Origin of the sequence: Stutzerimonas urumqiensis (assembly GCF_003640395.1) — a bacterium.
Taxonomy (GTDB): domain Bacteria; phylum Pseudomonadota; class Gammaproteobacteria; order Pseudomonadales; family Pseudomonadaceae; genus Stutzerimonas; species Stutzerimonas urumqiensis.
Window position 1 is genome coordinate 136,137 of sequence record NZ_RBZQ01000010.1, and the last position, 23,689, is coordinate 159,825.

The 23,689-nt window shown below is 64.8% G+C and carries 25 protein-coding genes and 2 tRNA genes; 12 read left to right on the forward strand and 15 right to left on the reverse strand.

Annotated elements, in window-relative coordinates; translation table 11 throughout:
• Positions 1–9: 9 nt before the first annotated feature.
• A complete protein-coding gene (locus D7325_RS17815) occupies positions 10–693 on the reverse strand; it encodes an MlaA family lipoprotein (RefSeq protein ID WP_425452329.1) in 684 nt (227 codons plus the stop codon).
• A 201-nt stretch (positions 694–894) separates the two neighbouring features.
• On the opposite strand from D7325_RS17815, the gene D7325_RS17820 reads away from it, so the two are divergent.
• Positions 895–1,161, forward strand: a complete 267-nt coding sequence (locus tag D7325_RS17820) for a DUF4404 family protein (protein ID WP_120997797.1) — start codon at positions 895–897, stop codon at positions 1,159–1,161.
• A gap of 9 nt (positions 1,162–1,170) precedes the next feature.
• On the opposite strand, the gene queF is transcribed toward D7325_RS17820, so the two are convergent.
• The 3 genes from queF to D7325_RS17835 all read right to left on the reverse strand — a co-directional run bounded on the left by queF (position 1,171) and on the right by D7325_RS17835 (position 3,782).
• Positions 1,171–2,001: an NADPH-dependent 7-cyano-7-deazaguanine reductase QueF gene (queF, locus tag D7325_RS17825; RefSeq protein WP_120997798.1), complete on the reverse strand. Its 831-nt coding sequence runs from the start codon at positions 1,999–2,001 to the stop codon at positions 1,171–1,173.
• A gap of 72 nt (positions 2,002–2,073) precedes the next feature.
• On the reverse strand, positions 2,074–2,853 hold the full coding sequence (locus tag D7325_RS17830; RefSeq protein ID WP_120997799.1) for an ABC transporter permease: 780 nt from the start codon (positions 2,851–2,853) through the stop codon (positions 2,074–2,076).
• Positions 2,850–3,782 carry an ABC transporter ATP-binding protein gene (locus tag D7325_RS17835; RefSeq protein WP_120997800.1) on the reverse strand — a complete coding sequence of 311 codons (933 nt, stop codon included), beginning with the start codon at positions 3,780–3,782 and terminating at the stop codon, positions 2,850–2,852. The genes D7325_RS17830 and D7325_RS17835 overlap by 4 nt, the downstream gene beginning before the upstream one ends.
• 215 nt (positions 3,783–3,997) lie before the next feature.
• On the opposite strand from D7325_RS17835, the gene D7325_RS17840 reads away from it, so the two are divergent.
• Both D7325_RS17840 and D7325_RS17845 read left to right on the forward strand, forming a co-directional pair.
• On the forward strand, positions 3,998–6,445 hold the full coding sequence (locus tag D7325_RS17840) for an acyl-CoA dehydrogenase (protein WP_120997801.1): 2,448 nt from the start codon (positions 3,998–4,000) through the stop codon (positions 6,443–6,445).
• A gap of 58 nt (positions 6,446–6,503) precedes the next feature.
• A complete protein-coding gene (locus D7325_RS17845; RefSeq protein WP_120997802.1) occupies positions 6,504–6,911 on the forward strand; it encodes a PA2817 family protein in 408 nt (135 codons plus the stop codon).
• Between the two features lie 110 nt (positions 6,912–7,021).
• Here D7325_RS17845 and D7325_RS17850 read toward each other — a convergent pair.
• Positions 7,022–7,097: transfer RNA gene (locus D7325_RS17850), tRNA-Gly, on the reverse strand.
• Positions 7,098–7,099: 2 nt separating this feature from the next.
• A tRNA-Glu gene (locus tag D7325_RS17855) sits at positions 7,100–7,175 on the reverse strand.
• Between the two features lie 216 nt (positions 7,176–7,391).
• On the opposite strand from D7325_RS17855, the gene D7325_RS17860 reads away from it, so the two are divergent.
• Together D7325_RS17860 and D7325_RS17865 are read left to right on the forward strand one after the other, a co-directional pair.
• Entirely contained in the window at positions 7,392–8,159 is a 768-nt protein-coding gene (locus D7325_RS17860) for a hypothetical protein (protein WP_177431812.1), read from the forward strand.
• Between the two features lie 29 nt (positions 8,160–8,188).
• Complete coding sequence (locus tag D7325_RS17865; protein WP_120997803.1) at positions 8,189–8,857, forward strand: glutathione S-transferase family protein; 669 nt, start codon at positions 8,189–8,191, stop codon at positions 8,855–8,857.
• Between the two features lie 34 nt (positions 8,858–8,891).
• Here D7325_RS17865 and D7325_RS17870 read toward each other — a convergent pair whose 3' ends face one another.
• Both D7325_RS17870 and D7325_RS17875 read right to left on the reverse strand, forming a co-directional pair.
• Complete coding sequence (locus D7325_RS17870; RefSeq protein ID WP_120997804.1) at positions 8,892–9,773, reverse strand: ATP-binding protein; 882 nt, start codon at positions 9,771–9,773, stop codon at positions 8,892–8,894.
• Between the two features lie 28 nt (positions 9,774–9,801).
• A complete protein-coding gene (locus D7325_RS17875) occupies positions 9,802–10,287 on the reverse strand; it encodes a glutathione peroxidase (RefSeq protein WP_120997805.1) in 486 nt (161 codons plus the stop codon).
• 219 nt (positions 10,288–10,506) lie between these two features.
• On the opposite strand from D7325_RS17875, the gene D7325_RS17880 reads away from it, so the two are divergent.
• From D7325_RS17880 to htpX, 3 genes are all read left to right on the forward strand, one after another.
• Positions 10,507–11,718: a pyridoxal phosphate-dependent aminotransferase gene (locus D7325_RS17880; protein ID WP_120997806.1), complete on the forward strand. Its 1,212-nt coding sequence runs from the start codon at positions 10,507–10,509 to the stop codon at positions 11,716–11,718.
• 6 nt (positions 11,719–11,724) lie between these two features.
• Positions 11,725–12,162, forward strand: coding sequence for a hypothetical protein (locus D7325_RS17885; RefSeq protein WP_120997807.1), 438 nt, complete (start codon positions 11,725–11,727; stop codon positions 12,160–12,162).
• 112 nt (positions 12,163–12,274) lie between these two features.
• A complete protein-coding gene (gene htpX / locus D7325_RS17890) occupies positions 12,275–13,162 on the forward strand; it encodes a protease HtpX (protein ID WP_120997808.1) in 888 nt (295 codons plus the stop codon).
• Between the two features lie 83 nt (positions 13,163–13,245).
• Here the strand turns inward: htpX and D7325_RS17895 are convergent, their stop codons facing one another.
• Complete coding sequence (locus D7325_RS17895; protein ID WP_120997809.1) at positions 13,246–13,905, reverse strand: thiopurine S-methyltransferase; 660 nt, start codon at positions 13,903–13,905, stop codon at positions 13,246–13,248.
• A gap of 150 nt (positions 13,906–14,055) precedes the next feature.
• Between D7325_RS17895 and D7325_RS17900 the strand changes: the two genes are divergently transcribed.
• Positions 14,056–14,373, forward strand: a complete 318-nt coding sequence (locus tag D7325_RS17900; protein WP_120997810.1) for an ABC transporter substrate-binding protein — start codon at positions 14,056–14,058, stop codon at positions 14,371–14,373.
• A 10-nt stretch (positions 14,374–14,383) separates the two neighbouring features.
• Positions 14,384–14,974 (forward strand): ANTAR domain-containing response regulator, encoded by a 591-nt coding sequence (locus tag D7325_RS17905; protein WP_120997811.1) that lies wholly within the window; start codon positions 14,384–14,386, stop codon positions 14,972–14,974.
• A 95-nt stretch (positions 14,975–15,069) separates the two neighbouring features.
• Here the strand turns inward: D7325_RS17905 and D7325_RS17910 are convergent, their stop codons facing one another.
• The 6 genes from D7325_RS17910 to pqqA all read right to left on the reverse strand — a co-directional run bounded on the left by D7325_RS17910 (position 15,070) and on the right by pqqA (position 20,314).
• Complete coding sequence (locus tag D7325_RS17910; RefSeq protein WP_120997812.1) at positions 15,070–16,968, reverse strand: alpha/beta hydrolase family protein; 1,899 nt, start codon at positions 16,966–16,968, stop codon at positions 15,070–15,072.
• A gap of 77 nt (positions 16,969–17,045) precedes the next feature.
• Positions 17,046–18,200 carry a pyrroloquinoline quinone biosynthesis protein PqqE gene (gene pqqE, locus D7325_RS17915; protein ID WP_120997813.1) on the reverse strand — a complete coding sequence of 385 codons (1,155 nt, stop codon included), beginning with the start codon at positions 18,198–18,200 and terminating at the stop codon, positions 17,046–17,048.
• Positions 18,172–18,450 carry a pyrroloquinoline quinone biosynthesis peptide chaperone PqqD gene (gene pqqD, locus D7325_RS17920; RefSeq protein WP_120997814.1) on the reverse strand — a complete coding sequence of 93 codons (279 nt, stop codon included), beginning with the start codon at positions 18,448–18,450 and terminating at the stop codon, positions 18,172–18,174. The genes pqqE and pqqD overlap by 29 nt, the downstream gene beginning before the upstream one ends.
• 39 nt (positions 18,451–18,489) lie before the next feature.
• Positions 18,490–19,242, reverse strand: coding sequence for a pyrroloquinoline-quinone synthase PqqC (pqqC, locus tag D7325_RS17925; protein ID WP_120997815.1), 753 nt, complete (start codon positions 19,240–19,242; stop codon positions 18,490–18,492).
• Between the two features lie 43 nt (positions 19,243–19,285).
• A complete protein-coding gene (pqqB, locus tag D7325_RS17930; RefSeq protein ID WP_120997816.1) occupies positions 19,286–20,197 on the reverse strand; it encodes a pyrroloquinoline quinone biosynthesis protein PqqB in 912 nt (303 codons plus the stop codon).
• 45 nt (positions 20,198–20,242) lie between these two features.
• Positions 20,243–20,314, reverse strand: a complete 72-nt coding sequence (gene pqqA, locus D7325_RS17935) for a pyrroloquinoline quinone precursor peptide PqqA (RefSeq protein ID WP_072432761.1) — start codon at positions 20,312–20,314, stop codon at positions 20,243–20,245.
• 264 nt (positions 20,315–20,578) lie between these two features.
• Between pqqA and D7325_RS17940 the strand changes: the two genes are divergently transcribed.
• Positions 20,579–22,480 carry a sigma-54-dependent Fis family transcriptional regulator gene (locus D7325_RS17940; protein WP_120997817.1) on the forward strand — a complete coding sequence of 634 codons (1,902 nt, stop codon included), beginning with the start codon at positions 20,579–20,581 and terminating at the stop codon, positions 22,478–22,480.
• A gap of 1,089 nt (positions 22,481–23,569) precedes the next feature.
• A partial coding sequence (locus D7325_RS17945; RefSeq protein ID WP_162988071.1) for a transposase occupies positions 23,570–23,689 on the forward strand: 120 nt, incomplete at its 3' end.

Sequence of the window (23,689 nt, forward strand, 5' to 3'; positions counted from 1 at the left end):
CTTTCGAACTCAGAAATCATCCTCGACCTGGCCGTCCTGAACGCGGAACTCCCGGTTCTGCAGGTAGGCATTGCGTACGAAGACATAGCGGTCGCCGGTGATCATGCGCTCTGCCGACAGCAGCTCCGCCCGGGTATCGACCGTCTCGATGCCGCGCATCGTGTTGCGCGCAGCGACATCGCCCATATAAGGATAGGGTTGCAGGTAAGCGTCCGGCACGCGGCCGAAGGCATCGCGCACCGTGCTCGGGCCGAACAGCGGCAGCACCAGGTAGGGGCCGCTGCCAAGACCCCAGGCACCGAGCGTCTGTCCGAAATCTTCGTCGTTGCGCGTCAGCCCCATCGGGGTCGCCACGTCGAACAGACCCAGCACACCGAAGGTCGTGTTGAAGAGGATGCGGCTGGCATCGATGCCGGCATCACGCATCTTGCCTTGCAGCAGGTCGTTACCCAGCACGACGACATCGCCAAGGTTTCCGAAGAAATTGCCGATGCTGTCTTCCACCGGGTCCGGCGTGACGCGCTGGTAACCCTTGGCCAGCGGCTTGAGGGTGTAGGTATCAAGCGTATCGTTGAACCGGAACACCGCCCGGTTGAAGCCTTCCCAAGGGTCCTGCTCCGCCGCGGCGACCGGCAGCGACACCGCACCCCATCCCAGCACCGCAACCATCAGCCAGCCCCGACCTGCCTTCATCCTTTGCATACCAGACCCCTGCGTTGAGTGGATGGCTGACCGCCACCGAAAGGCCGCCAGTATAAAGCCAAGCCAGCACGGCCAGGCAGCCATGCCGCGATGCTCCGACACATTGCAGGTCAGCCACGGACTGCTATACCGACGATAGGACCTTTACCGCGCTCATGCTGTCCATCCGACATAGCGACGGAGGATCGGAACATGCCCACACGGGAACTTCAGACTCAGCTTGAACTGCTGCGAAGCCAGCTACGCGAAGATGCCCCGCTGACCGAAGAGGAGCGCGCCGCGCTGCTGGCCATCACACGGGATATCGAATCGCGGCTCGAGCGTCAGGGCGTAGGCGAACCGGACGACTCGCTCGTCGATGGGGTCAACCTTGCGGTGGAGCGCTTCGAAGTCAGCCATCCCAGCACGGCGATGACGCTACGCAACATCATGCAAACGCTCGCCAGCATGGGTATTTGACGGCATCGCTCACTGCCGGGCGATACGGGCATTCGGCCAGGCGAGCGCCTCGGTGCTTCGATAGGGATTGATGTCCAGCCCCCCTCGCCTCACGTACCGCGCATAAACGGTCAGGCGCTCGGGTTCGAGCAGCCGCTGCAAGTCCATGAAGATGCGTTCGACGCATTGCTCGTGGAAGTCAGCGTGCTGACGGTAGCTGACGATGTAGGTCAGCAGGCTCTCTGGAATCAGCTCCGCCCCGACGTATTCCACCACGAGGCTGCCCCAGTCCGGCTGGCCCGTGACGGGGCAATTGGACCGGAGCAGGTGGCTGTGCAGGCTGGCCTCGACCCGGCTGTCCTGCCGGCAGCGCAGCAGCCCTGCATCCGGCTGGTCGTAGGCCTCGATCCGCACGTCCAACTCATCGATGCAGCGGCCCGGCAAGGGCGCTATCCCTTCACGCTCAACCTCTGCGAGCGAACGAACGCTGACGGACACCGGCTTGCCGGCGACCTGTGAGAGGTCTTCAGCCAGGCGTAGCTGTAGCGCCTGCACGTCGGCGAACACGCTCTGATTGAGCGAATTGAGGTAAAGCTTGAACGACTTCGACTCGATGATGTTCGGCGAGTCGGCCGGAATGGAGAAACTGCCGACCGCGACCACTGGCTTGCCCGACGGCAACAGCCAGGACAGCTCGTAGCTGTTCCAGACATCGACGCCCCGGTAAGGAAGCGTCTCGGCGGTGAGGCCCAGCTCGGCCCACTTGGTGGTGCGGGCGATGGGAAAGAGCAACGACGGATCGTAGCTTGCGGTGTAGGCGGTCGATTTCCCCAGCGGGGACTGCTCGGCGGGATGGTGCATGCGGGCTCGTCAGGGCGGAAAAAGCGGCGAGTTTATCGCCTTCCGCCCCGGTGCACCCGGTTGGACGACGAATTACTGCCGCATGCCGCGGCCGCTCTTCAACAACCGGATGCAAAACAGGTACAGCAGTACGGCGGCGATCGCCATGAAGCCGATGGCCGTGCCGATGCTGATGTCCGACACGCCCAGTATTCCATAGCGGAACGCGTTGACCATATGCAGGATCGGGTTGGCGAGCGAAACCGTCTGCCAGACGTCAGGCAACAGGTGGATCGAGTAAAACACCCCGCCCAGGTAGGTCAGCGGCGTCAGGATGAAGGTCGGCACGATCGAGATGTCATCGAAGTTGCGCGCGTAGACGGCATTGATGAAGCCGCCGAAGGCGAAGATCGTGGCCGTCAGCACCATCACGATCACCGTCACGCCGATGTGGTGGACCTGCAACTGGGTGAAAAACATCGACAGCAGCGTCACGATGATCGCCACCGCCAGCCCCCGCGCGATCCCACCCAGCGCGAAGCCGGTCAGGATCACGTGCGGCGAGACGGGCGAGACCAGCAACTCCTCGATGGAGCGATGGAACTTGGTGCCGAAGAAGCTGGACACCACGTTGCTGTATGCGTTGGTGATCACCGACATCATGATCAGCCCCGGCACGATGTACTCCATATAGGTGAAGCCATCCATCTCCCCGATGCGCTGGCCGATCAGCCGGCCGAAGATGACGAAATAAAGCACCATCGTGATGGCCGGAGGCAGCAGCGTCTGCGGCCAGATGCGCATGAACCGGCGGATTTCCCGATAGACGATGGTGTTGAGCGCGACCAGATTGGCCCGTAGTTCGGCGTTCATTTGGCCTCCTTGGCGAGGTTGTTCTCTACCAGCGAGACGAACAGTTCCTCCAATCGGTTGGTCTTGTTGCGCAGGCTCAGCACCTCTATGCCCTGGAGGGCGAGTAGACGAAACAGCTCGGTGACGCCCTGGCTTTTCTCGACCTGGACTTCCAGCGTGTGGTGGTCGACCAGCCTTGCCGGATACGCACCCAGCTCAGGCGGAACCAGCTGCGACTCCTTGAGATCGAGCAGGAAGGTCTCGACATGCAGCTGCTTGAGCAACTCGCGCATGCTCGTGTTCTTGACGATCTGACCATGGTCGATGATGCCGATGTTGCGGCACAACTGCTCGGCCTCCTCCAGGTAGTGAGTCGTCAGGATGATGGTGATGCCCTGCCGGTTGAGATCGGTCAGGAAGCTCCACATCGAGCGGCGCAGCTCGATGTCCACGCCGGCGGTGGGCTCGTCGAGAATCAACAGGCGCGGCTGGTGGATCAGCGCCCGGGCGATCATCAAGCGCCGCTTCATGCCACCTGACAGCATCCGTGACGGCACGTCGCGCTTGTCCCACAGCCCAAGCTGGTTCAGGTACTGCTCCGCCCTCGCCTTCGCGATACGGGCTGGAATGCCGTAATACCCGGCCTGGGTCACGAGGATGTCGAAGGCCTTCTCGAACTGGTTGAAGTTGAACTCCTGCGGCACGACCCCAAGGCAGCGCTTGAGCGCCGCCGGGTCGCGGTCGAGATCGTTGCCGAACACCTGCACGGTCCCGCCGCTCTTGTTCACCAGAGTCGAAAGGATGCCGATGGTGGTGGACTTGCCCGCTCCGTTCGGCCCCAGCAAGGCGAAGAAATCGCCTTCGGCGACGTCCAGATCGATGCCCTTCAAGGCCTGGAAGCCGTTGCCGTAGATTTTCGTGAGGTTCCGAATGGACAGAGCTGGATTCATCGGATGCACGCTCGTAGCCGCAAAGAAGGAAAGCTAGATGGGGATTGTCTCGGCAAAATGCAACCGCGGCCCCAGCGGCATTCCCGAACTCCGCCAGTGGTACGGGGGTCACTGAGTAGACGCGCGGCGTCCCGACTGCCGCCCGCCTCCGATGGCCTGCCTGTCACGCCGCGACGACGGCCCGGCCATCGATCATCAACCGCAAGGAGGTCGCAATGGCTTGGCTCTGGATAGTGGTTCTGCTGCTCGGCGTGGCGCTGCTCGCCCACCTCGGCGTACCTGCGATCGCCTCGCTGACGATTGTCGCCCTGTACCTGGTCGCCATGGGTGTCTCGGAGAGCGTACCGGCCGGTTTGATGGTCCTGTTCTGGTTGCTGTGGGCCGTCGTCGCCGTCTTCCTGTTGGCAACCGACCTGCGCCGCCGCTATTTCAGCGCGCCGATGTTCGAGTGGTTCAAGACCGTCTTGCCACCCATTTCCGCGACCGAGCGGGACGCGATCGATGCCGGTACCGTCTGGTGGGATGGTGAGCTATTCAGCGGACGACCCGATTGGCGTCGCTTGCTGGACTATCCCCGCCCGCGCCTCACGGAGGAGGAACAGGCCTTCCTGGACGGCCCTACCGAGACCCTGTGCGCGATGGTCAGCGAGTGGGACATCGCTCAACGCATGGATTTGCCCGCGCACGCCTGGGACTACATCAAGGCGCAGGGCTTCTTCGCGCTGATCATTCCCAAGGCGTACGGCGGAAAGGGATTCTCGGCGTTCGCCCATTCCCAGGTGGTCATGAAGCTCGCCACGCGCAGCAACGATCTCGCCAGCACCGTGATGGTGCCCAACTCCCTCGGACCAGCCGAATTACTGCTGCGCTACGGCACCGATCGACAGCGCGAGCACTACCTGCCCAGGCTGGCTGACGGTCGGGATATCCCCTGCTTCGCCCTGACCGGACCCTATGCGGGCTCCGACGCCGGCGCGATGAACGACACCGGCGTGGTCTGCCGAGGCCAGTGGCTGGGTGAGGACGTCATCGGTCTGCGGCTGAACTGGGAGAAGCGCTACATCACGCTCGGGCCGGTCGCCACGCTGCTGGGGGTCGCGTTCAAGACCTACGATCCGGACCATTTGCTGGGCGACGAGACCGACCTCGGGATCAGCCTGGCGCTCATCCCGACCGATACCGTCGGAGTCGATATCGGGCGTCGTCACCTCCCGCTCGGGGCCGCCTTCATGAACGGCCCCAACTGGGGCAAGGACGTCTTCGTCCCGCTGGATGCCGTGATCGGCGGTCGCGAGATGCTCGGCAAGGGCTGGATGATGCTGATGAACTGCCTCTCGGTCGGCCGATCGATCTCTCTGCCGGCAACCGGCACCAGCGCCGCCAAGCTGTGCAGCTACGTGAGCGGACGCTATGCGCGGGTGCGCGAGCAATTCAATGTCCCGCTCGAACGCTTCGAAGGCATACAGGCCCCGCTCGCCCGCATCGGCGGCAATGCGTGGCTGATGGACGGCGCGCGCAGCCTGACGGCCCTGGCGGTCGATCTCGGCGAGCGGCCATCGGTACTGTCGGCCATCCTGAAATATCACCTCACCGAACGCGGCCGCGAGTGCATTTCCCATGCGATGGACATCCACGGCGGCAAGGGCATCATGCTCGGCCCGAACAACTACCTGGCGCGCTCCTGGCTCAGCGCGCCGATCTCGATCACGGTCGAGGGGGCGAACATCCTGTCGCGCAACCTGATGATCTTCGGCCAGGGCGCCATTCGCTGCCATCCCTTCGTCCTCCGCGAGATGGAGACCCTGCTCGAGCCGGATCACGAGCAGGCCATCGCGCGCTTCGACAAGGTGCTGCTCGAACACATCGGTTTCGCGGTACGCAACGCGGCCAGCACCTTGATACTCAGCCTGAGCCTGGGATTGCTCGGCCGGGCTCCCGGCGACGCGACCGCGCAGCCCTACTTCCGTGCACTCGATCGCCTCGCAGCGGCCTTCGCGATGCTCGCCGACCTGTCGATGATGCTGCTCGGCGGCGAACTCAAGCGCCGCGAACGCCTCTCGGCGCGCCTGGGCGACGTACTCAGCTACCTTTACCTCGGCTCGGCAGCCTTGAAGCAGTACCACGACGCCGGCCATCCCGAAGACCAGCGGCCGCTTCTGCGCTGGGCGATGGAAGATTGCCTGGCCAAGGCCGAACAGGCGCTGGATGAGCTGCTCGCCAACTTCCCGAACCGGGTCCTCGGCGCGCTGCTGCGTCTGGTGGTATTCCCGTTCGGCCGTCGTCACAGCGGGCCTTCGGATGCGCTGGAGGCACAAGTGGCGGCGATTCTCGGACGACCGGAGGGCGATCCGGCGCTCGAATCGATCCTGTCCGGGGTCTACAGACCAGAGGACGACAACGAGCCCCTTGCAGCGCTGCGCCAGACCTACGAGGCCATCGAACGGAGCCAGCATGCCGAACGCAAGCTCGACAAGGCGCTGCGCAGTGGCGCACTGACCCTCGACGCTGATGCAGAACCGGTTCAGGCGGCGACGTTGGCCGGCGTGCTCACGCCGGAAGAAGCCGATCTGCTGCGAGCGGCCCGTCAGGCACGGCGCAAGGTGATAGATGTCGATGACTTCGCCAAGGACGAGATCCAGCTCAGCCCCGGCCGTGTGCGCTGAGCCCCACAAACCAGGCGCGAGACGGCATAATCGCGCCCCCAACTGATACAGGTGCTCAATGGCCAACCCGTACGTCGACCACAACCTGGCCCTGCTGGCTCATTTGCGCGGCATCCTGATCGCGATGGGCGAGTCCGGTCAGGTATCCGAAGAGAGTCATGCGCTTTTCCTGGAGCGCTTCGACGACCTCATCATGCGTTTGCCGGATGTCCCCGAAGAACGCCACCTGGGGCAGGACCTGATCTGCCAGGTCTTTCATCGCTACCCCCAGATCGCGCACCTCGTTCCCCGCGACCTGCTGTGGTTCTTTGGCGGAGACTGCCTGCACTACATGCCGGACGAGGAGATCGCCCTGTTCCAGGCGCTGGAAGAGCGGCGCCACGAGGCCGAGATCAATGACGAACCCTTCGACTGGAATCAGGAGCGACAACTCTTGGCCCTGCCGGACCAGGATGTAAGGCACTGACGACAGCGGCAGGCGCGCATTCATGCAGCGCCTGCTCTGGGGCCTGGCTTTGGGCCTTTATTTGACGCAAACGAAAACGCCTCTCCGAAGAGCGGCGTTTTCGTTTGATTTGGAGCGGGAAACGAGACTCGAACTCGCGACCCCGACCTTGGCAAGGTCGTGCTCTACCAACTGAGCTATTCCCGCAATGGCGTCCCCTAGGGGACTCGAACCCCTGTTACCGCCGTGAAAGGGCGGTGTCCTAGGCCACTAGACGAAGGGGACGCAGCCCGGAACTTACAACAGACTTTCCGGCTTCCCTCGTTCTGCCATCGGCTTCACGCTGGAAGTGGCGCGCATTCTATGGAGGCCCTCCAAGGCCGTCAACCCTTCGTCAAAACTTTTTCGAGATCAGTGACTTCCTTGAAAAGGAGGAGCTATCAGACTGCCATGCAAGTCACTACACTCAGCCGAAATCCCGGTAGCAGAGAGGTACAGGGAGTGTCCCCCATACTGATCACCAGCCTCGTTCTGGGCGGCCTGTTTCTACTGGTTGCCATCGGCTACATCAATCACATCGTCGAGCGGAACAAGCTGGAGAAGGCTCGGTTGAAGGCCGACCTGAGCGACCGCGTCCGGCGCTGCGCCAACCTGGCCGACTCCATTCCCGGACAGATGGTGACGACGCCGCTCCTGCATGCCCTCGCCCGGCTCGAGCTGCACCTGTGCGAGCGACTCCAGCCTCTGGATCGCCACAACGCCACTCTTGGGCAGCGCATGGAGCGCCTGCGCGCCAGCCTCTCCCAGGGCGATGGCGCCGATGCGCGCGTACCTCCGCAACCGATCATGTCCGAAGCCAAGGCCAAGGAAGTACGCTTCCTGCTCGAGGACCTCGTCGCCCAGATGACCTGGGGCGCCAAGGAGGGCCTGCTCGATGCCAGCGAAGCCAAGCGCTGGATACGCGAGGCGCAGCGAATGTCGGTCCTGCTGCACATCGAGTTCTTTTCCAATGTCGGCCGCCAGGCGTTGCAGCAGAACCAACCCCGGCAGGCGCGCCTGGCCTTCGAGCGCGGCGTTCAATACATCCGCAAGCAGCCCGATCCCACCGCATTCAAGGCGCAACTCGCCAAGCTCGAGGCGCAGCTCGAACATACCAACGCGTTGGTACTGGAGCAGGGTCAGCCGAAGGATGACGAACCGAGCGAGCTCACCGATGGCCTGCGCTCGCTGGATGACGAAGACTGGAAAAAGAAGAACATCTACGAATAACCGGACTGGCAACCAGACGAGGAAGCGCCATGAGCCTGACCGTTTTCGGAGCTCCACTGTCCCCTTTCGTGCGCAAGGTACGGCTATGCCTGCTGGAAAAGCAGGTCGATTACGAACTTGAGTTCGTCATGCCCTTCACGCCACCGGACTGGTATTACGAGCTCAATCCGCTGGGCCGCATTCCGGCGCTGCGCGACGACCAGGTGACGCTCGCCGACTCCAGCGTGATCTGCCAATACCTGAACGAACGCCACCCCACTAACGACCTCCTCGGCAGCACCCCGGCGGCACGCGCTCAGGTTCGCTGGCTGGAAAAATACGCGGACTATGAAATCGCCCCCCTGGCGACGTTCACCGTATTCGCCAACCGGCTGCTCAAACCCAGCATGGGCAAGCCCTGCGACGAAGCGCTCGTGCAAAAGGCGCTCAATGAAAAACTGCCCCCGCACTTCGATTATCTGGAGCGGCAGCTCGGCGAGCGCGAGTACTTCGTGGAAGATCGGCTCTCAATGGCCGACATCGCCGTCGCCTGCCAGTTGATCAACCTGGAACACGGCGAAGAGACGGTCGATGCCACTCGCTGGCCCGGGCTGGCGGCTCACCTCGCCCGGATGAAGGCGCGCCAATCGGTCGGGCAGATCCTGCCGAGCGAACAGCGGATGGTGGAAAAGCTCCGGGCACAGGCGCCACAGGCCTAATGAAACCGTCGGGCGCAATCATCGCGCCCGACGCTCAGCCCAATAGCTGGCTTCCCACCCATTGCCGCGCGAATTGATAGGCGCAGCGGCCATTACGATTGCCCCGTGACGTGGCGAAGCGGATGGCCTCCTTTTCCAACCCTTCGCTCCAGCTCCAGGACAGCCCCGCGTCGGCGGCGAGACGCTGCAGCCAATGGCGAACCACGTCCAGGTAGTGATCCTGGCTGAACGGGTAGAAGGACACCCACAGCCCAAACCGATCCGACAACGCGATCTTGTCCTCGACCGCCTCGTTGGGATGAAGCTCTCCGTCGACCATCTGCCAGTGTTCGTTGTCGCTCTGCTTCTCGGGGACCAGGTGTCGGCGGTTCGATGTCGCATAGAGCAAGACGTTGTCCGGCGCGCGTTCGAGAGAGCCATCGAGCACGCTTTTCAGCACCCGGTAATCCCCCTCGCCAGCTTCGAAGGACAGGTCGTCGCAGAAGACGATGAAGCGCTGGTCGCAGCCCTGGAGGGCGTCGATGACGCGCGGCAGATCGGCAAGATGATCGCGCTCGATCTCGATCAACCGCAGTCCCTGCCCCGCATGCGCCGCCAGCAGCGCCCTGACCAGCGATGACTTGCCGGTGCCGCGAGCGCCCCAGAGCAGCGCATGATTGGCCGGTAAACCCGCCACGAACTGCCGCGTGTTGCCCAGCAGCAAGGCGCGCTGACGGTCCACCCCGACCAGATCGTCGAGCGACACGTCCAGGTCAACACGCAATGGCAACAGATAACCGGAGCGGCTTTCGCGCTGCCAGCGCGCCGCCACGACCGAACCCCAGTCGATCGGTTCACGGGCGGCTGGCAGCCAGGGCTCAAGCCGATCGACCAACCCATCCAACCGCTTCAGCAGTTGCTTGATATCGGAATCCATCAACACTCCTGTACGAAATCAAGGCCGCTCAGGCGAGCAACCGCTCTATCACGGAACCAAGCGACTCAGGCGTGCGCTTGGGCGAAAACCGCGTCACCCTCCCCTGCGCCGTATCCACCAGAAACTTGGTGAAATTCCACTTGATGGCGCGCGTACCGAGCAGCCCTGGCGCCTCGTGCTTGAGATGCTCGAACAACGGATGGGCGTTGGCGCCGTTGACCTCGACCTTGGCGAACAAGGGAAAGCTCACGCCATAGTTCAGCTCGCAGAACGACTGGATTTCCCCCGAGTCGCCCGGCTCCTGATGACCGAACTGGTTGCACGGAAAGCCAAGGACGACCAGACCGCGATCCCGGTACCGCTGCCACAGCGTCTCCAGGTCCCTGTACTGCGGAGTGAAACCGCAGCGACTCGCGGTGTTGACCACCAGCAGCGCCTTGGCAGCGTAGCTATCGAGGGTCCGGGTCTGGCCGTCCAGGGTGACACAGGGAATCTGCAGCAGCGCTTCGTTCATGATCGGTGCTCCGGGTGAAACGAATCGGTCGTCGACGCCGCTGCAGACGCACAGCGTGCCGCTTAAAAAGGGCCGGACTGTACCTTCCCCCGGCGCAAGCCGCGCACGTATCATGCCCCGCTCTTGGACGCCAAGTCTGGCAGCCGGCCATCAGCCTGCCAAGGCGCGGCAACGCACGCAGCCGCCTGCCCGGCGCTGCTCATTTCGGGACTCAAGATCATGCAGGTCAGCAAATCGAACAAGCTCGCCAACGTCTGCTACGACATTCGCGGGCCCGTGCTCAAGCACGCCAAGCGCCTGGAAGAGGAAGGCCATCGCATCCTCAAGCTGAACATCGGCAACCCGGCGCCGTTCGGTTTCGAAGCACCGGAAGAAATCCTCCAGGACGTCATCCGCAACCTGCCAACCGCCCAGGGCTACAGCGACTCCAAAGGCCTGTTCAGCGCGCGCAAGGCGGTGATGCAGTACTACCAGCAGAAGCAGGTCGAAGGCGTCGGCATCGAAGACATCTACCTGGGCAACGGCGTCTCCGAGCTGATCGTGATGAGCATGCAGGCCCTGCTCAACAATGGCGATGAAGTGCTCATCCCGGCACCCGACTATCCGCTGTGGACCGCTGCCGTCAGCCTGGCCGGCGGCAAGCCCGTGCATTACCTCTGCGACGAGCAAGCCAACTGGTGGCCGGACCTCGATGACATCAAGGCGCGCATCACGCCGAACACCAAGGCGATGGTCATCATCAATCCGAACAACCCGACCGGCGCGGTGTACTCCAAGGAGGTGCTGGCCGGCATGGTCGAGATCGCGCGCCAGCACAACCTCGTGCTGTTCTCCGACGAGATCTACGACAAGATCCTGTACGACGATGCGGTACACCATTCGACGGCCGCGCTGGCGCCCGACGTGCTGTGCCTGACCTTCAATGGTTTGTCGAAGTCCTACCGCGTCGCCGGCTTCCGTTCCGGCTGGGTCGCCATCTCCGGGCCGAAGAACAAGGCCCAGAGCTACATCGAAGGCATCGACATCCTCGCCAACATGCGCCTGTGCGCCAACGTGCCCAGCCAGCATGCGATCCAGACCGCCCTCGGCGGCTATCAGAGCATCAACGACCTGGTATTGCCCAATGGCCGGCTGCTGGAACAACGCAACCGTGCCTGGGAACTGCTCAACGACATTCCGGGCGTCAGCTGCGTCAAGCCGATGGGTGCGCTCTATGCGTTCCCGCGCATCGACCCGAAGGTCTGCCCCATCCACAACGACGAGAAATTCGTCCTCGACCTGTTGCTGTCCGAACGCCTGCTGATTGTCCAGGGCACCGCGTTCAACTGGCCGTGGCCGGATCACTTCCGGGTCGTCACCCTGCCCCGGGTCGACGACCTGGAACAGGCCATCGGGCGCATCGGAAACTTCCTGCGCAGCTATCGGCAGTGACCGGACATGGACCTGCAGATCGGTGACTTCTACCGGGACGCCGCCGCGGCGCTGCTGAGCCTTTACCAGGCGTTCCCCCGCAAGGTCGCGCTGTATGTCGACGACCTGATCGGGCCGGAGGAACCGGATGAGTTCGGCCTGCCGAGCAAACGCCACCAGAGCTGCCTCGCCGCGATGATCTGGCTGGCCGAAGAAGGCTATCTTCGCTACGAAAGCACGCTGCAGTTCCTCGCGATCGATCAGGCGGTGCTGACCGAGAAGGGGTTCCTGCGGCTCAGCGGTGCGGCGGCCGATGCGATCGTCGATCCCACCTTGCCGCCCAGCATCCGGCGAGCGAGAAGCTCGGTGGCCAACCGGCTGCGCGAAGCATTGGCCAGCGGCGACGGCGAGGCGCTCGCAATTGCCGCCGACGCGCTGTTCCGGCCTGGCGCAAGCCGCAGCTGACCGCTCCGCCCAAGCGAAACAGCTTGAAATGGTTGGTCGGTTGAATAGGCACTGGGGGTCCCTTATATAGCCCGCATAGCAAATCCGCCTCTCTCTGGAGACCGTTTTACCCATGATGCGCATCGTGCTGTTCCTGGCCACCAACCTGGCCATCCTGTTGATTGCGAGCATCACCCTGAGCCTGCTCGGCTACTCAGGCTTCCTCACGCCCGACCGGACCGGTCTGGACCTTCAGCAGCTGCTCATCTTCTGCGCCGTGTTCGGCTTCGCCGGCTCGCTGATTTCGCTGTTCCTGTCCAAGTGGATGGCCAAGATGGCCACCCGCACCGAAATCATCAGCCAGCCGCGCACCCGCCACGAGCAGTGGCTGCTGCAAACCGTCGAGCAACTGTCGCGCGAAGCCGGCATCAAGATGCCCGAGGTCGGCATCTTCCCCGCGTACGAGGCCAACGCCTTCGCCACCGGCTGGAACAAGAACGACGCACTGGTCGCCGTCAGCCAGGGCCTGCTGGAGCGTTTTTCGCCCGACGAAGTACGCGCCGTGCTGGCGCATGAAATCGGTCACGCAGCCAATGGCGACATGGTCACGCTGGCGCTGATCCAGGGCGTCGTGAATACCTTCGTGATGTTCTTCGCGCGGATCGTCGGCCACTTCGTCGACCGGGTCCTGCTCAAGAACGAGGAAGGCCACGGCATCGGCTTCTTCATCGCGACCTTCGTCGCGGAAATCATCTTCGGCATCCTGGCCACGATGATCGTCATGTGGTTCTCGCGCTTCCGCGAATACCGCGCCGACGATGCGGGCGCACGGCTGGCCGGTACCGGTGCCATGATCGCCGCCTTGCAACGCCTGCGTGCCGAGCAGAACGTGCCGAGCGGCATGCCGGACACCCTGACCGCCTTCGGCATCAACCCGGCCAAGAAATCGTCCATCGGGCGCTTCTTCATGAGCCACCCGCCGCTGGAAGACCGCATCGAGGCGCTGCGTCGCCGCGGTTGATGCGCGAACGAACGAAAAAGGGCGGCTCAGGCCGCCCTTTTCGTTACCGCCAACAAAGTCGTTACGCCAAGCAAAGCCCGTGATCAGCCGCGCTTCTCGAGCCGGTAGACATTCTCATCCGTGCGGGTCAGCCCGTAGCTGTCGAAGCGCCAGTTCTTGCCGAGCACATCGTTGCGCTCCAGCAATTCGGCGCGCCAGCCCGGCTGGAACAGCCGCTGAACCTCGCCATCGTCGACCGAGAACGGCGGGCCATCCATTTTCTCCTGCTCGTAGTCGAGCGTGATCAGCAGGCCCTTGCATCCGCCGGGCAACAGGTCCGTCAGATGCGCGACGTAGCGCTCGCGCATGGCCGGCGGCAAGGCGATGAGCGCTGCGCGGTCATACAGCCCAGCGCAATCGCTGACCTGCTCGCGCGTCAGGGCGAAGATGTCGCCGCACCAGAGTTCGATCGAACCCGACGCATAGACGCTGAAGCCCCCCACCTCCCGTACGCTCGGTTGCAGCTGCTGCTCGGTGAAAAAGTCTTCGACCGCCTTGCGTGCCAGCTCGACGCCCATGACACGCAGCCCCTCGCGCACCAGCCAGGCCAGATCGTGGCTCTTGCCGCAGAGCGGTACCAGTACCCGGTCGCCTCGCTGCAGGCCCAGGCCCGGCCACTGCTGGCGCAGGTACGGGTTGATGTCCTTCTGGTGAAAACCGATCTGGCTGCTTGCCCACCGGTCGATCCAAAAACCTTCGTGCATCGCGCTCGCTCCGTATGAATGCCCAACGAGCTTAGCAGCGCGAGCCGCAGGGCAACCGCTGCGTTGTGGCACACCCCTTGCTGATCTCTACGGCACACCCGTTCCGTCGAGGGCCCCGCTTCTTCGACACGCACCGCCGGAAGCCTACCGATGAACGAGACACCCGCCACCACCCCCGCCGACGCTCTGGCTTGGAACGCTGGAAGCGATGCGGCCCAATTCCTGTACGGCATGATCCATGGAGCGCCCCTGGAAATTGTCTCGCCACCCCGGGAGATGGCCGTGCTGATGGGCCTGTCGCGCAACGGCCAGGGCATCACGCTGCCCACGTGGTCGCATCAGGCTGGCGTGACCAGCACCAGCGCACTGCGTCGGCATGTGCGCCAGAACGGTGCGCCGCTTGCCTTGGTCGTCGTCGGCAAAGGTGGCGTCGGCATGCCCTGCCGCTACGACGGTCTGGCCCGCTAAGGAGCGAACCATGCGGCGCATTCTGCTCATCGAAGACACCCCTCGGGTCGCGGGACGAATCACCGGGCGGCTCCGGTCGGCGCTGACCGAAGCCGGTTTCGACGTCATCGGCGAGTCGGATCTGGACGTGAACCTCGCCGAACGCATTCAGGCGCTGCAGCCCGATGTCGTGCTGATCGACACCGACTCGCCGGGACGGGACATGATGGAACAGGTTGTCGTGGTGACCCGCGACCTGCCGCGCCCCATCGTACTGTTCACCGACGACCAGAGCCCTGCCACCATGCGTCAGGCGATCAAGGCCGGCGTGAGCGCCTACATCGTCGAAGGCATCCAGGCCCAGCGACTCAAGCCCATCCTCGACGTGGCCATCGCACGCTTCGAAAGCGACCAGACCCTACGCGCGCAATTACAGGCACGCGATCAGCAACTCGCCGAACGTAAACGGATCGAGCTCGCCAAAGGCATGCTGATGAAGATGAAGCACTGCGACGAAGAAGAGGCCTACACCCTCATGCGGCGGCAGGCGATGAGCCGTCAGCAGAAGCTCATCCAGGTTGCCGAACAGATCATTGCGATCGACGAAATGCTGGGGCACTGACCGGACCGGCCGGCCGACGCGAGCCTGTCCGTGGATGCGGGCACACGCGATGCAACCGAGCTTGCCTCGTCACCGCTTGACGGACGGGGCAAGCGCTACAGCCAGCGCTGGTAGAACAGCCACTCGCGCTCCAGCGCATCGGCGAGATTGTCCGCCCGTCGGAACCCGTGCCGCTCTTCGGGGTAAAACCGGTAGTCGACCGGCACGCCTCGCGCCTGCAGTGCAGCCACCATCGCCTCGGTCTGCGCCGGCACCACGACCGCGTCCAATCCGCCCTGGAAGAAGATCACCGGCGCCTCGATCCGGTCCGCATGATGCAGCGGCGCCCGCTCGCGGTAGCGCTCGGCATCCCGCTCGGGATCGCCGATCAGCCAGTCGAGGTAGTCGGCCTCGAACTTGTGGGTCACCGCCGCCAGCGCCAGCGGATCGCTGACGCCATAGAGGCTCGCGCCGGCGCGAAATACCTTGCTGAAAGCCAGCGCGCACAACGCCGTGTAGCCGCCTGCGCTGCCGCCGCGCACGAAGGCGCGGGCCGGGTCGACGCGCTCGGCCAGATGGGCGACCACGGCGCAGGCATCGGCCACGTCGGTCACGCCCCAACGCTCCCTCAGCGCGTCACGATAGGCACGGCCGAAGCCGCTGCTGCCGCGGTAGTTGAGGTCGGCGACGGCGAAGCCACGCTGCGTCCAGAATTGGATACGCGCATCGAACACGGGATGACAGGCCGAGGTCGGCCCCCCGTGCAGGAACACCACCAAGGGCGGCCGCTCGCCCTCGGGGCCACGATGGTCCACATTCAGCGGCGCATAAAAGAAGCCGTGGGCGGTCTCGCCGTCCGATGTACGGTAGCGCAACGGCTCGGGACGCGAGACCTGCGACGGAGGCAGCGGACGCTCACCGCCCGCGAGCACGCTGACCGCCCCACTCGCCCGGTCGATCGCAATCACCGCCGAGGTGCTGTCCGGGCCTGAAGCCAGGGCGTAGAAGCAGGTGGCGTCATGGCACAGCTGGCGGAAACGGGTGAAGCCCTCGGCCAGTCGCTGTTCCCGGCCGTCTGTGATCTTCGACAGACGACCGAACCCCTCCTCGAAGCGCATCGCCAACAGGCCGTCTTCGAGCGGCTGGAAGGTGCTGGCGCCGAATTGCCACGGCGCACCGGCGTGATCGGCGAGCGCGATGGGCCCCGGAGCCGGCTGCCAGGTGCCACCCTCGCCCTGCTCGGCCCAAGGCTGCCAGGCCCCGAGACGATCGCTCAGCGCATGGAGCCGGCCATCGGCGCCGAAGCGCGGCTGCTGCAGGGACTCACCCCCCTCCGCGCCGGCGACGCACTCCGCCGTGCGCCATCCGCCGTCCGGCTCTCGCGATGCCACGCACAGCCGCGTCGCGGTCCAGGGCTGCTGCGGGCGATCCCACTCGATCCAGGCCAGGCGCTGGCCGTCCGGGCTGGTGATCGCCGAACTGTAGAAATCGGCGCCCTCCAGGACGACCCGGCGCACCCCGCCGGGCAGACCGATGCTGACCACCCGATGCTGCGTGCCCGCGGGGGTGTCGTCCTCTTCGAGCGCCAGCACGGTATGGGTGCTGGCGTCGTAATGGAGGTCCCCGTACCGCCGCGTGCCGGCGGTCAGCGCCTTGACCCGCGAGCGCGGCGGCGTGCCGTCGCCGGACCAGCTGTCGTCATCGCAGCCGGTGAGGCTGTAGAGCTGCTGGTCCGCCTCGTTGACGAACACCACGCCGCCTTCGGTCGTGCAAAAGGCCGTTCCGCCGTATTCATACACCCGGCTGCGCACCGAAAAGCCATCCGGCGTCAGGCAGCGCGCGCGCCCGGCGCGCCAGCGCCAGAGCCTGCTGCGGGCATCGGCCGGCTCGTAAAGGACCCAGTACACCCCCGAGGCCGCGCAGTGCAGGTCGGCAAATTCGCTGGCGGCCGCGGCAGCCTGGCTGGCCGTCCAGTCGCTGGGCCAGAAGCCGTAGGGCGTTTCTGTCGTGCTCATGTCATGTCCTTGCTCAGACGAATCGAGGTCCGATGAATTCGAGCTCAGGCGAATCGCTCCCGAAGCGCGCCGAACCGTCAGGCCTTGGCGATCAGTCGCGACGCCCGCTCGTTGCGGTACTGCAGCTGATCGAGCGGCTGCGCGGCGGTTTCGGCCTCCTGGCGCGCAGCGAGGATGACGCCGTGGTGCGCCGACTTGCTGCACACCGGATCGGCGTTGCTGGCATCGCCGGTGAGCATGAAGGCCTGGCAGCGGCAGCCGCCGAAGTCCCGCTCCTTTTCATCGCAGCTGCGACAGGGCTCGGGCATCCAGTCGTCGCCACGAAAGTGGTTGAACCCCAGAGAATGGCGCCAGATGTGCTCGATGCTGTGCTCGCGCACATTCGGAAACGCCACCGGCAGCTGGCGCGCGCTGTGACACGGCAGGGCGGTGCCATCGGGCGTGATGTCGAGAAAGAGGTTGCCCCAACCGTTCATGCAGGCCTTGGGGCGCTCTTCGTAATAATCCGGCGTGACGAAGATCAGCTTGCACGGGTGGTTCCGGGCCGCCAGCCGCTCGCGCCACTGCTGGGTGATGCGCTCGGCGCGCTCGAGCTGCGCGCGCGTCGGCAGCAGGCCGGCGCGGTTCAGCTCGGCCCAGCCATAGAACTGGCAGGTCGCGAGTTCGACGAAATCGGCCTCCAGCTCGACGCACAGCGCGATGATGCGATCGATGTCATCGATGTTGTGCCGGTGCGTGACGAAGTTGAGCACCATCGGATAGCCCTGCGCCTTGACCGCCCGCGCCATCGCGAGCTTCTGCGCGAAGGCCTTTCGCGAGCCGGCGAGCAGGTTGTTCACTTCTTCGTCGGCCGCCTGGAAGCTGATCTGGATGTGATCCAGCCCCGCCTCGGCGAAGCTCGCGATCCGCGCCTCGGTCAGGCCGATGCCCGACGTGATCAGGTTGGTGTAGTAGCCCAGCCCGCGCGCGGCGCCGATCAGCTCGGCAAGGTCTTGTCGCACCAGCGGCTCGCCGCCGGAAAAGCCAAGCTGGGCGGCGCCGAGCGCGCGTGCCTGGCGGAACACCTCGATCCACTCGGCGGTACTCAGCTCGTCGTGATGCTTGGCGAAATCCAGCGGATTGGAGCAATACGGGCATTGCAGCGGGCAGCGATAGGTCAGCTCGGCCAGCAGCCACAACGGCGGGCCGGGCTCGTAGCCCGGCTTAGCGAAGCTCGATCCAGTGCCGTCCACGGGCCACCTCGAGAAATTCCATCACATCCTGGCGCAGGCCCGGCGCCTCGGGGAAGCGCTCGGCAAGTGCGTCGGTCAGTTGACCGACGCTTTGCTGGCCATCGACCTGCTCGAGGATCAACGCCGCGCTTTCGTTGAGCTTGATCATCCCTTCCGGGTAGAGCAGCACATGGCAGCCCTGCGCCGGCTCGAACTGGAAGCGGTAGCCCCGGCGAAAGGTCGGAACCTTCGGCAACTCGTCGTCATTCATCGCATTCATCCTCCAGACGGCGCGCGGCGAACGCCGTGTTCATAACGCAATGCCTCGATGCCAGACCCGTTCGGTCGTCACGGTGTGGTACGGCGGTCGGTCCAGCGCGTAGGCCATGCTCATGGCGTCGAGCATGCTCCAGAGCACATCCAGCTTGAATTGCAGGATGTCGAGCATCCGCGCCTGCGACTCGGCCGTGCGGTAATGGGCCAGGGTGATGCGCAGCCCGTGTTCGACATCCCGGCGCGCCTCGGTCAGGCGCTTGCGGAAATAGTCGTAGCCGGCCGGATCGATCCACGGGTAATGCTGCGGCCAGCTGTCCAGGCGCGACTGGTGAATCTGCGGCGCGAACAGCTCGGTCAGCGAGCTGCTGGCCGCTTCCTGCCAGCTCGCACGCCGCGCGAAATTGACGTAGGCATCGACCGCGAACCGCACGCCAGGCAGGACCAGTTCCTGCGACAGCACCTGCTCGCGGTCCAGCCCGACTGCCTCGGCCAGCCGCAGCCACGCCTCGATGCCACCCTCCTCGCCCGGCGCCCCGTCGTGGTCGAGGATGCGCTGTACCCACTCGCGGCGCGCATCCCGGTCCGGACAGTTGGCCATGATGGCGGCGTCCTTGAGCGGGATGTTGACCTGGTAATAGAAGCGGTTGGCCACCCACCCCTGGATCTGCTCGCGCGTGGCGCGGCCCTCGTACATGGCGCGGTGGTAGGGGTGGTGAATGTGGTAGTAGGCGCCCTTGGCTCGCAGGGCCGCCTCGAATTCGGCGGGCGTCATGGCGGTTGGGTTCATGCCGGGTCCTCGTGCGAGCGCATGGCGCCGCTGTCTGTGATCGCTAGAGCCGCAGGCTCATCCCGTCGAAGGCGACCTCGATGCCTCGGGCGTCGAGCTCGGCACGCTCGGGCGATTCCTCGTCGAGGATGGGGTTGGTGTTGTTGATGTGGATGAGCACCTTGCGCCGCGCGGGCATGCCGTCGAGCAGCGCCAGCATGCCGTCCGGGCCGCTCTGGGCCAGGTGGCCCATCTCGCTGCCGAGCTTGTCGCCGACCTCGCAGACGCGCATCTCGTCGTCGCGCCAGAGCGTGCCGTCGACCAGCAGGCAATCGGCCCGCAGCATCGTCTCGCGCAGCCCCGGCGTCACCTGGCCCAGGCCCGGCGCGTAGAACAGCGTGCCGCCGCTGCGGGTGTCTTCGATCAGCAGGCCGATGTTGTCGCCCGGATGGGGATCGTGACGATGCGGCGAATACGGCGGCGCGGCGCTGCGCAACGGCACGGGCGTGAAGCGCAGGCCCGGACAGCACGGCACCACGAAAGCGTGGTCGAGGGCGATCGGGTTCCAGCGCAGGCCGCCGTTCCAATGTTCCAACATGCGGAACAGAGGAAAACCAGTGCTGAGGTCTTCGTGCACCATGGCGGTACACCAGACATCGTGCGGACAGCCTTCGCGCAGGGTCAGCAGACCGGTGGTGTGGTCGATCTGGCTGTCCATCAGCACGATGGCGCCGATCGCCGTGTCGCGCAGGTGTCGCGCCGGTTGCAGCGCCGGAAAGCTTTCCAGCTGGGTTCGGATATCAGGCGAGGCATTGCAGAGGATCCAGTTCACGCCGTCGTCCGACAGCGCGATCGAAGACTGGGTGCGCGGCTGCGCCTTGAGCGTGCCCGCGCGGACGCCCCGGCAGTTGCGGCAATTGCAGTTCCACTGCGGGAACCCGCCGCCGGCTGCGGAGCCGAGAATCTGGATGAACATGGACAGGCCCCGGTTGAAGCCCCGGCCGGGCCGGGGCCGGGTGGATCAGCGGTTCGCGAAGTACAGGGTGACTTCGAAGCCGATACGCAGGTCGGTGAAGGCGGGTTTGGTCCACATGGCGCAGTCCTCTTGTTATCGCCGGAGCATTCCGGTGGTTGCAGTAAACACCCTGCGGCCGCCGCACCGAACAGTACTTTCGTATCGGTTACACCGAGACGGCCGTCCTGCATTGGTACTGTGCGAAGCGGTCGAGTTGCATGCCGCCGGTCCGGTTGTCGGGTGCTGCGACCTGGCAAGTCGGTGGGCGCGCGTCGATACTGGCGACATCGCCACGCCGTGGGTAGAACAACAACAGCCGTCACCGACGGCACTGGAGACGCCATGTCCCTGGCACCGCCCGAACCGTCGCGCAGCGAACTGCTCGCCCTGATCGGCGACCGTTTCGTCGACCGCGCCGTTACCCCCGAGCCGCTCATCCTCCAATCCTGGTACCGCAGCATCGCCGAACACGGGCTCGACCCCGATCGTCCCGTCGCCGCGCAGATCCTGCCGGCCGACCGGATTCGCCAGCATCAGGCCGAGCACGAGGATTACCTGATGATCGCGCGCCAGGGGGTCAGTGGGCTGGCGCGCCGCGTGGCCGACGCCGGGTTCGCCGTGGTACTGAGCGATGCCGCGGGGGTTGCGCTCGACGTGCGCCTGCCGCCGGCGGATCAGGCATTCAGCGGCTCGGGACTGGCGATCGGCGCCTGCTGGGATGAATCGGTGGCCGGCACCAACGGCATCGGCACGGCGTTGGCGGCCGGGAGCGCACTGACCATCCACCGGCAGGAGCACTTCCTGTCGCGCCACGCCCGGCTGAGCTGTTCGGTGGCCCCGCTGTTCGACTGCGATGGCCGGCTCATGGGCTGCCTGAACGCCACGACCCTCGGCGCCAGCGGGCCGAAGGCGGCCCAATCCCTCACCTTGCAACTGGTCACGCTCTACGCGCGCATGATCGAGAACGCCCAGTTCCGACAGCGCTTCCGCGGCCAGGTGAGCCTCTCGGTCAAGCCGCGCGACCGCATCAGCGACCTGGCCAGCGAACGGTTGATCGCCGTCGACGAGTCCGGTGCCATCATCGGCGCCAATCACGCCGCCTTCCGCGCCTACCGATCCCTCGGCCAGGCGCTGCTCGGCGCACCGATCGAACGGCTGCTCGCCACCGATCTCGACGAACTGCTCGCACTCAGCGACGGCGGCACGCGCGGTGTGCGGATCATCGGTCCGCATGACGAAGGCCCGCTCGACATTGGCCTCGAAGCCGCCCCTCGCCCCGTTTCGCGCCCGGCCGTCCGCCGCACCGCCACCGGCTCGCCCCGCCACCCGGACCTGGCGCAGCTCTGCGGCGACGATCCCGGGCTGCGCAGGAACGTCGAGCGGGTGCGCCGGGTGCTGGACCGCGACATTCCCATCCTGCTGACCGGCGAAACCGGAAGCGGCAAGGAAGCCTTCGCACGGGCCATCCACGCTGCCAGCGCGCGCCGCCACGGCGCCTTCGTCGCGCTCAATTGCGCCGCGATCCCGGAGAGCCTGATCGAAAGCGAACTGTTCGGCTATCGCGGTGGCAGCTTTACCGGCGCCAACCGCAAGGGAATGAAAGGCAAGCTGGAACTGGCCAATGGCGGCACGCTGTTTCTGGACGAGATCGGCGACATGCCCGCGCACCTGCAAACGCGCCTACTGCGGGTACTGGCCGAGCGCGAACTCCTGCCGCTCGGCGCCGAGACGCCCGTACCGCTGAACGTGCAGGTGATTTCCGCCACCCACCAGGACCTCGACGGGATGATCGCCAACCGGCAGTTCCGGGAGGACCTCTTCTATCGCCTGAACGGCATGCGCCTGAGCCTGCCGCCGCTGCGTGAACGGCAGGACCTCGGTCTGCTGATCGAGCGCCTGCTGCACGCCGAGGACGCGAACTGCCGGCTGGCCGAGGGCGTGCTGGCGCGACTGGTCGGCTACCACTGGCCGGGGAATGTGCGGCAGCTTATCAATACGCTGCGCTATGCCGTGGCGCTGGCCGACGGCGGGCTGATCGACCACGACTGCCTGCCCGCCGAACTCGAGATGCGGCCTCCCGCCTCTTCCACGCCTACCGATCATGACGGCGAGCGGCTTCACGAGGCCTTGCGCCGAGCGAAATGGAACATCAGCGAGGTCGCCGCCGAGCTGGGCGTCGCGCGGTCGACGCTGTACCGGCGGGTGAAGAAGCACGGAATCGTGGCGCCGAATGCGGTGGGGTGAGTTCGGGTAGCCCTTGTTCGGGCGTTTCAACGCGGCGCTTTCCTCGACCCGGCCTACAGGTTGCGCCTTGCACGGCGTAAAAGCTTTGCAGGTACGTAGGAGCCCGCTTGCGGGCGATGCTCTTGTTTTTTGGCTTTGCGGTCTGGGTTTCGGACGCCGCGCTTTCCTCGGCCCGGTCTACAGATTGCGCCTTGCACAGCGTGAAAGCTTTGCAGGTACGTAGGAGCCCGCTTGCGGGCGATGCTCTTGTCTTTTGGCTTCACGATCTGGCGTTTCGGACGCCGCGCTTTCCTCGGCCCGGTCTACAGATTGCGCCTTGCACGGCGTAAAGGCTTTGCAGGTACGTAGGAGCCCGCTTGCGGGCGATGCTCTTGTTTTTTGGCTTTGCGGTCTGGGTTTCGGACGTCACGCTTTCCTCGGCCCGGTCTACAGATTGCGCCTTGCACGGCGCCTCACTTTTTTTCAGTCGCGAAAAAAGTAAGCAAAAACGCTTGCCCCTGCATCCGGCCCCGGCTTCGCCAGGGTTCCCTCGCTCCGGCGCCGCTCCAGGGGCCCGCCACGAAGGGCCATCCATGGCCCTCGCGGCTCTCGCGGCATCCCTGCCGCTCGACCCCTTTCACGACACCTGCGCTCGGCCTGCTGATGGGGCAGTGGTGTGGCCTGATGGTTTGGGTGGGAAAAGCCAGAAAGCGAAGCTGTTGTAATCTCGAACGTGAGACAACCGTAGGGTGCATTCGCGAAGCAATGCACCGGTTTCGCATCGGCGGCGGCGTCCCCGGCGGATTGTTCGCTTCGCTCCTGAATCCGCCCTACGTCTGTTGCCACCGTAGGGTGGAAAACCGCAACGCGTTTTCCACCACTTGCACGGCGATGAAGCTTTTACCTGCCTGACCATATACCGGTGTCCATCGCTCGGCTGGTACGACTTTCGATCTCGCCTTTTTTGCAAAAGGCACCCAACCATCAAGCCACTCGAACCACCCCCTTTCATCCGGCCGAACGCAGGCGTTGCGCAGGTGTTTGGGGCTCAATGATTCTGGACACCCCGATAGGGCGCTAAGCTTCGCCCAGCCATACGGTGTTGTTTACATGACCAGAAGATCATTCAGTACAGATTTCAAACTCGAAGCAGCCAGCCTGGTGCTGGATCAGGGTTACTCGGTTCCCGAGGCCTGCAAGTCGATGGGTGTAGGCCCGACGGCATTGCGT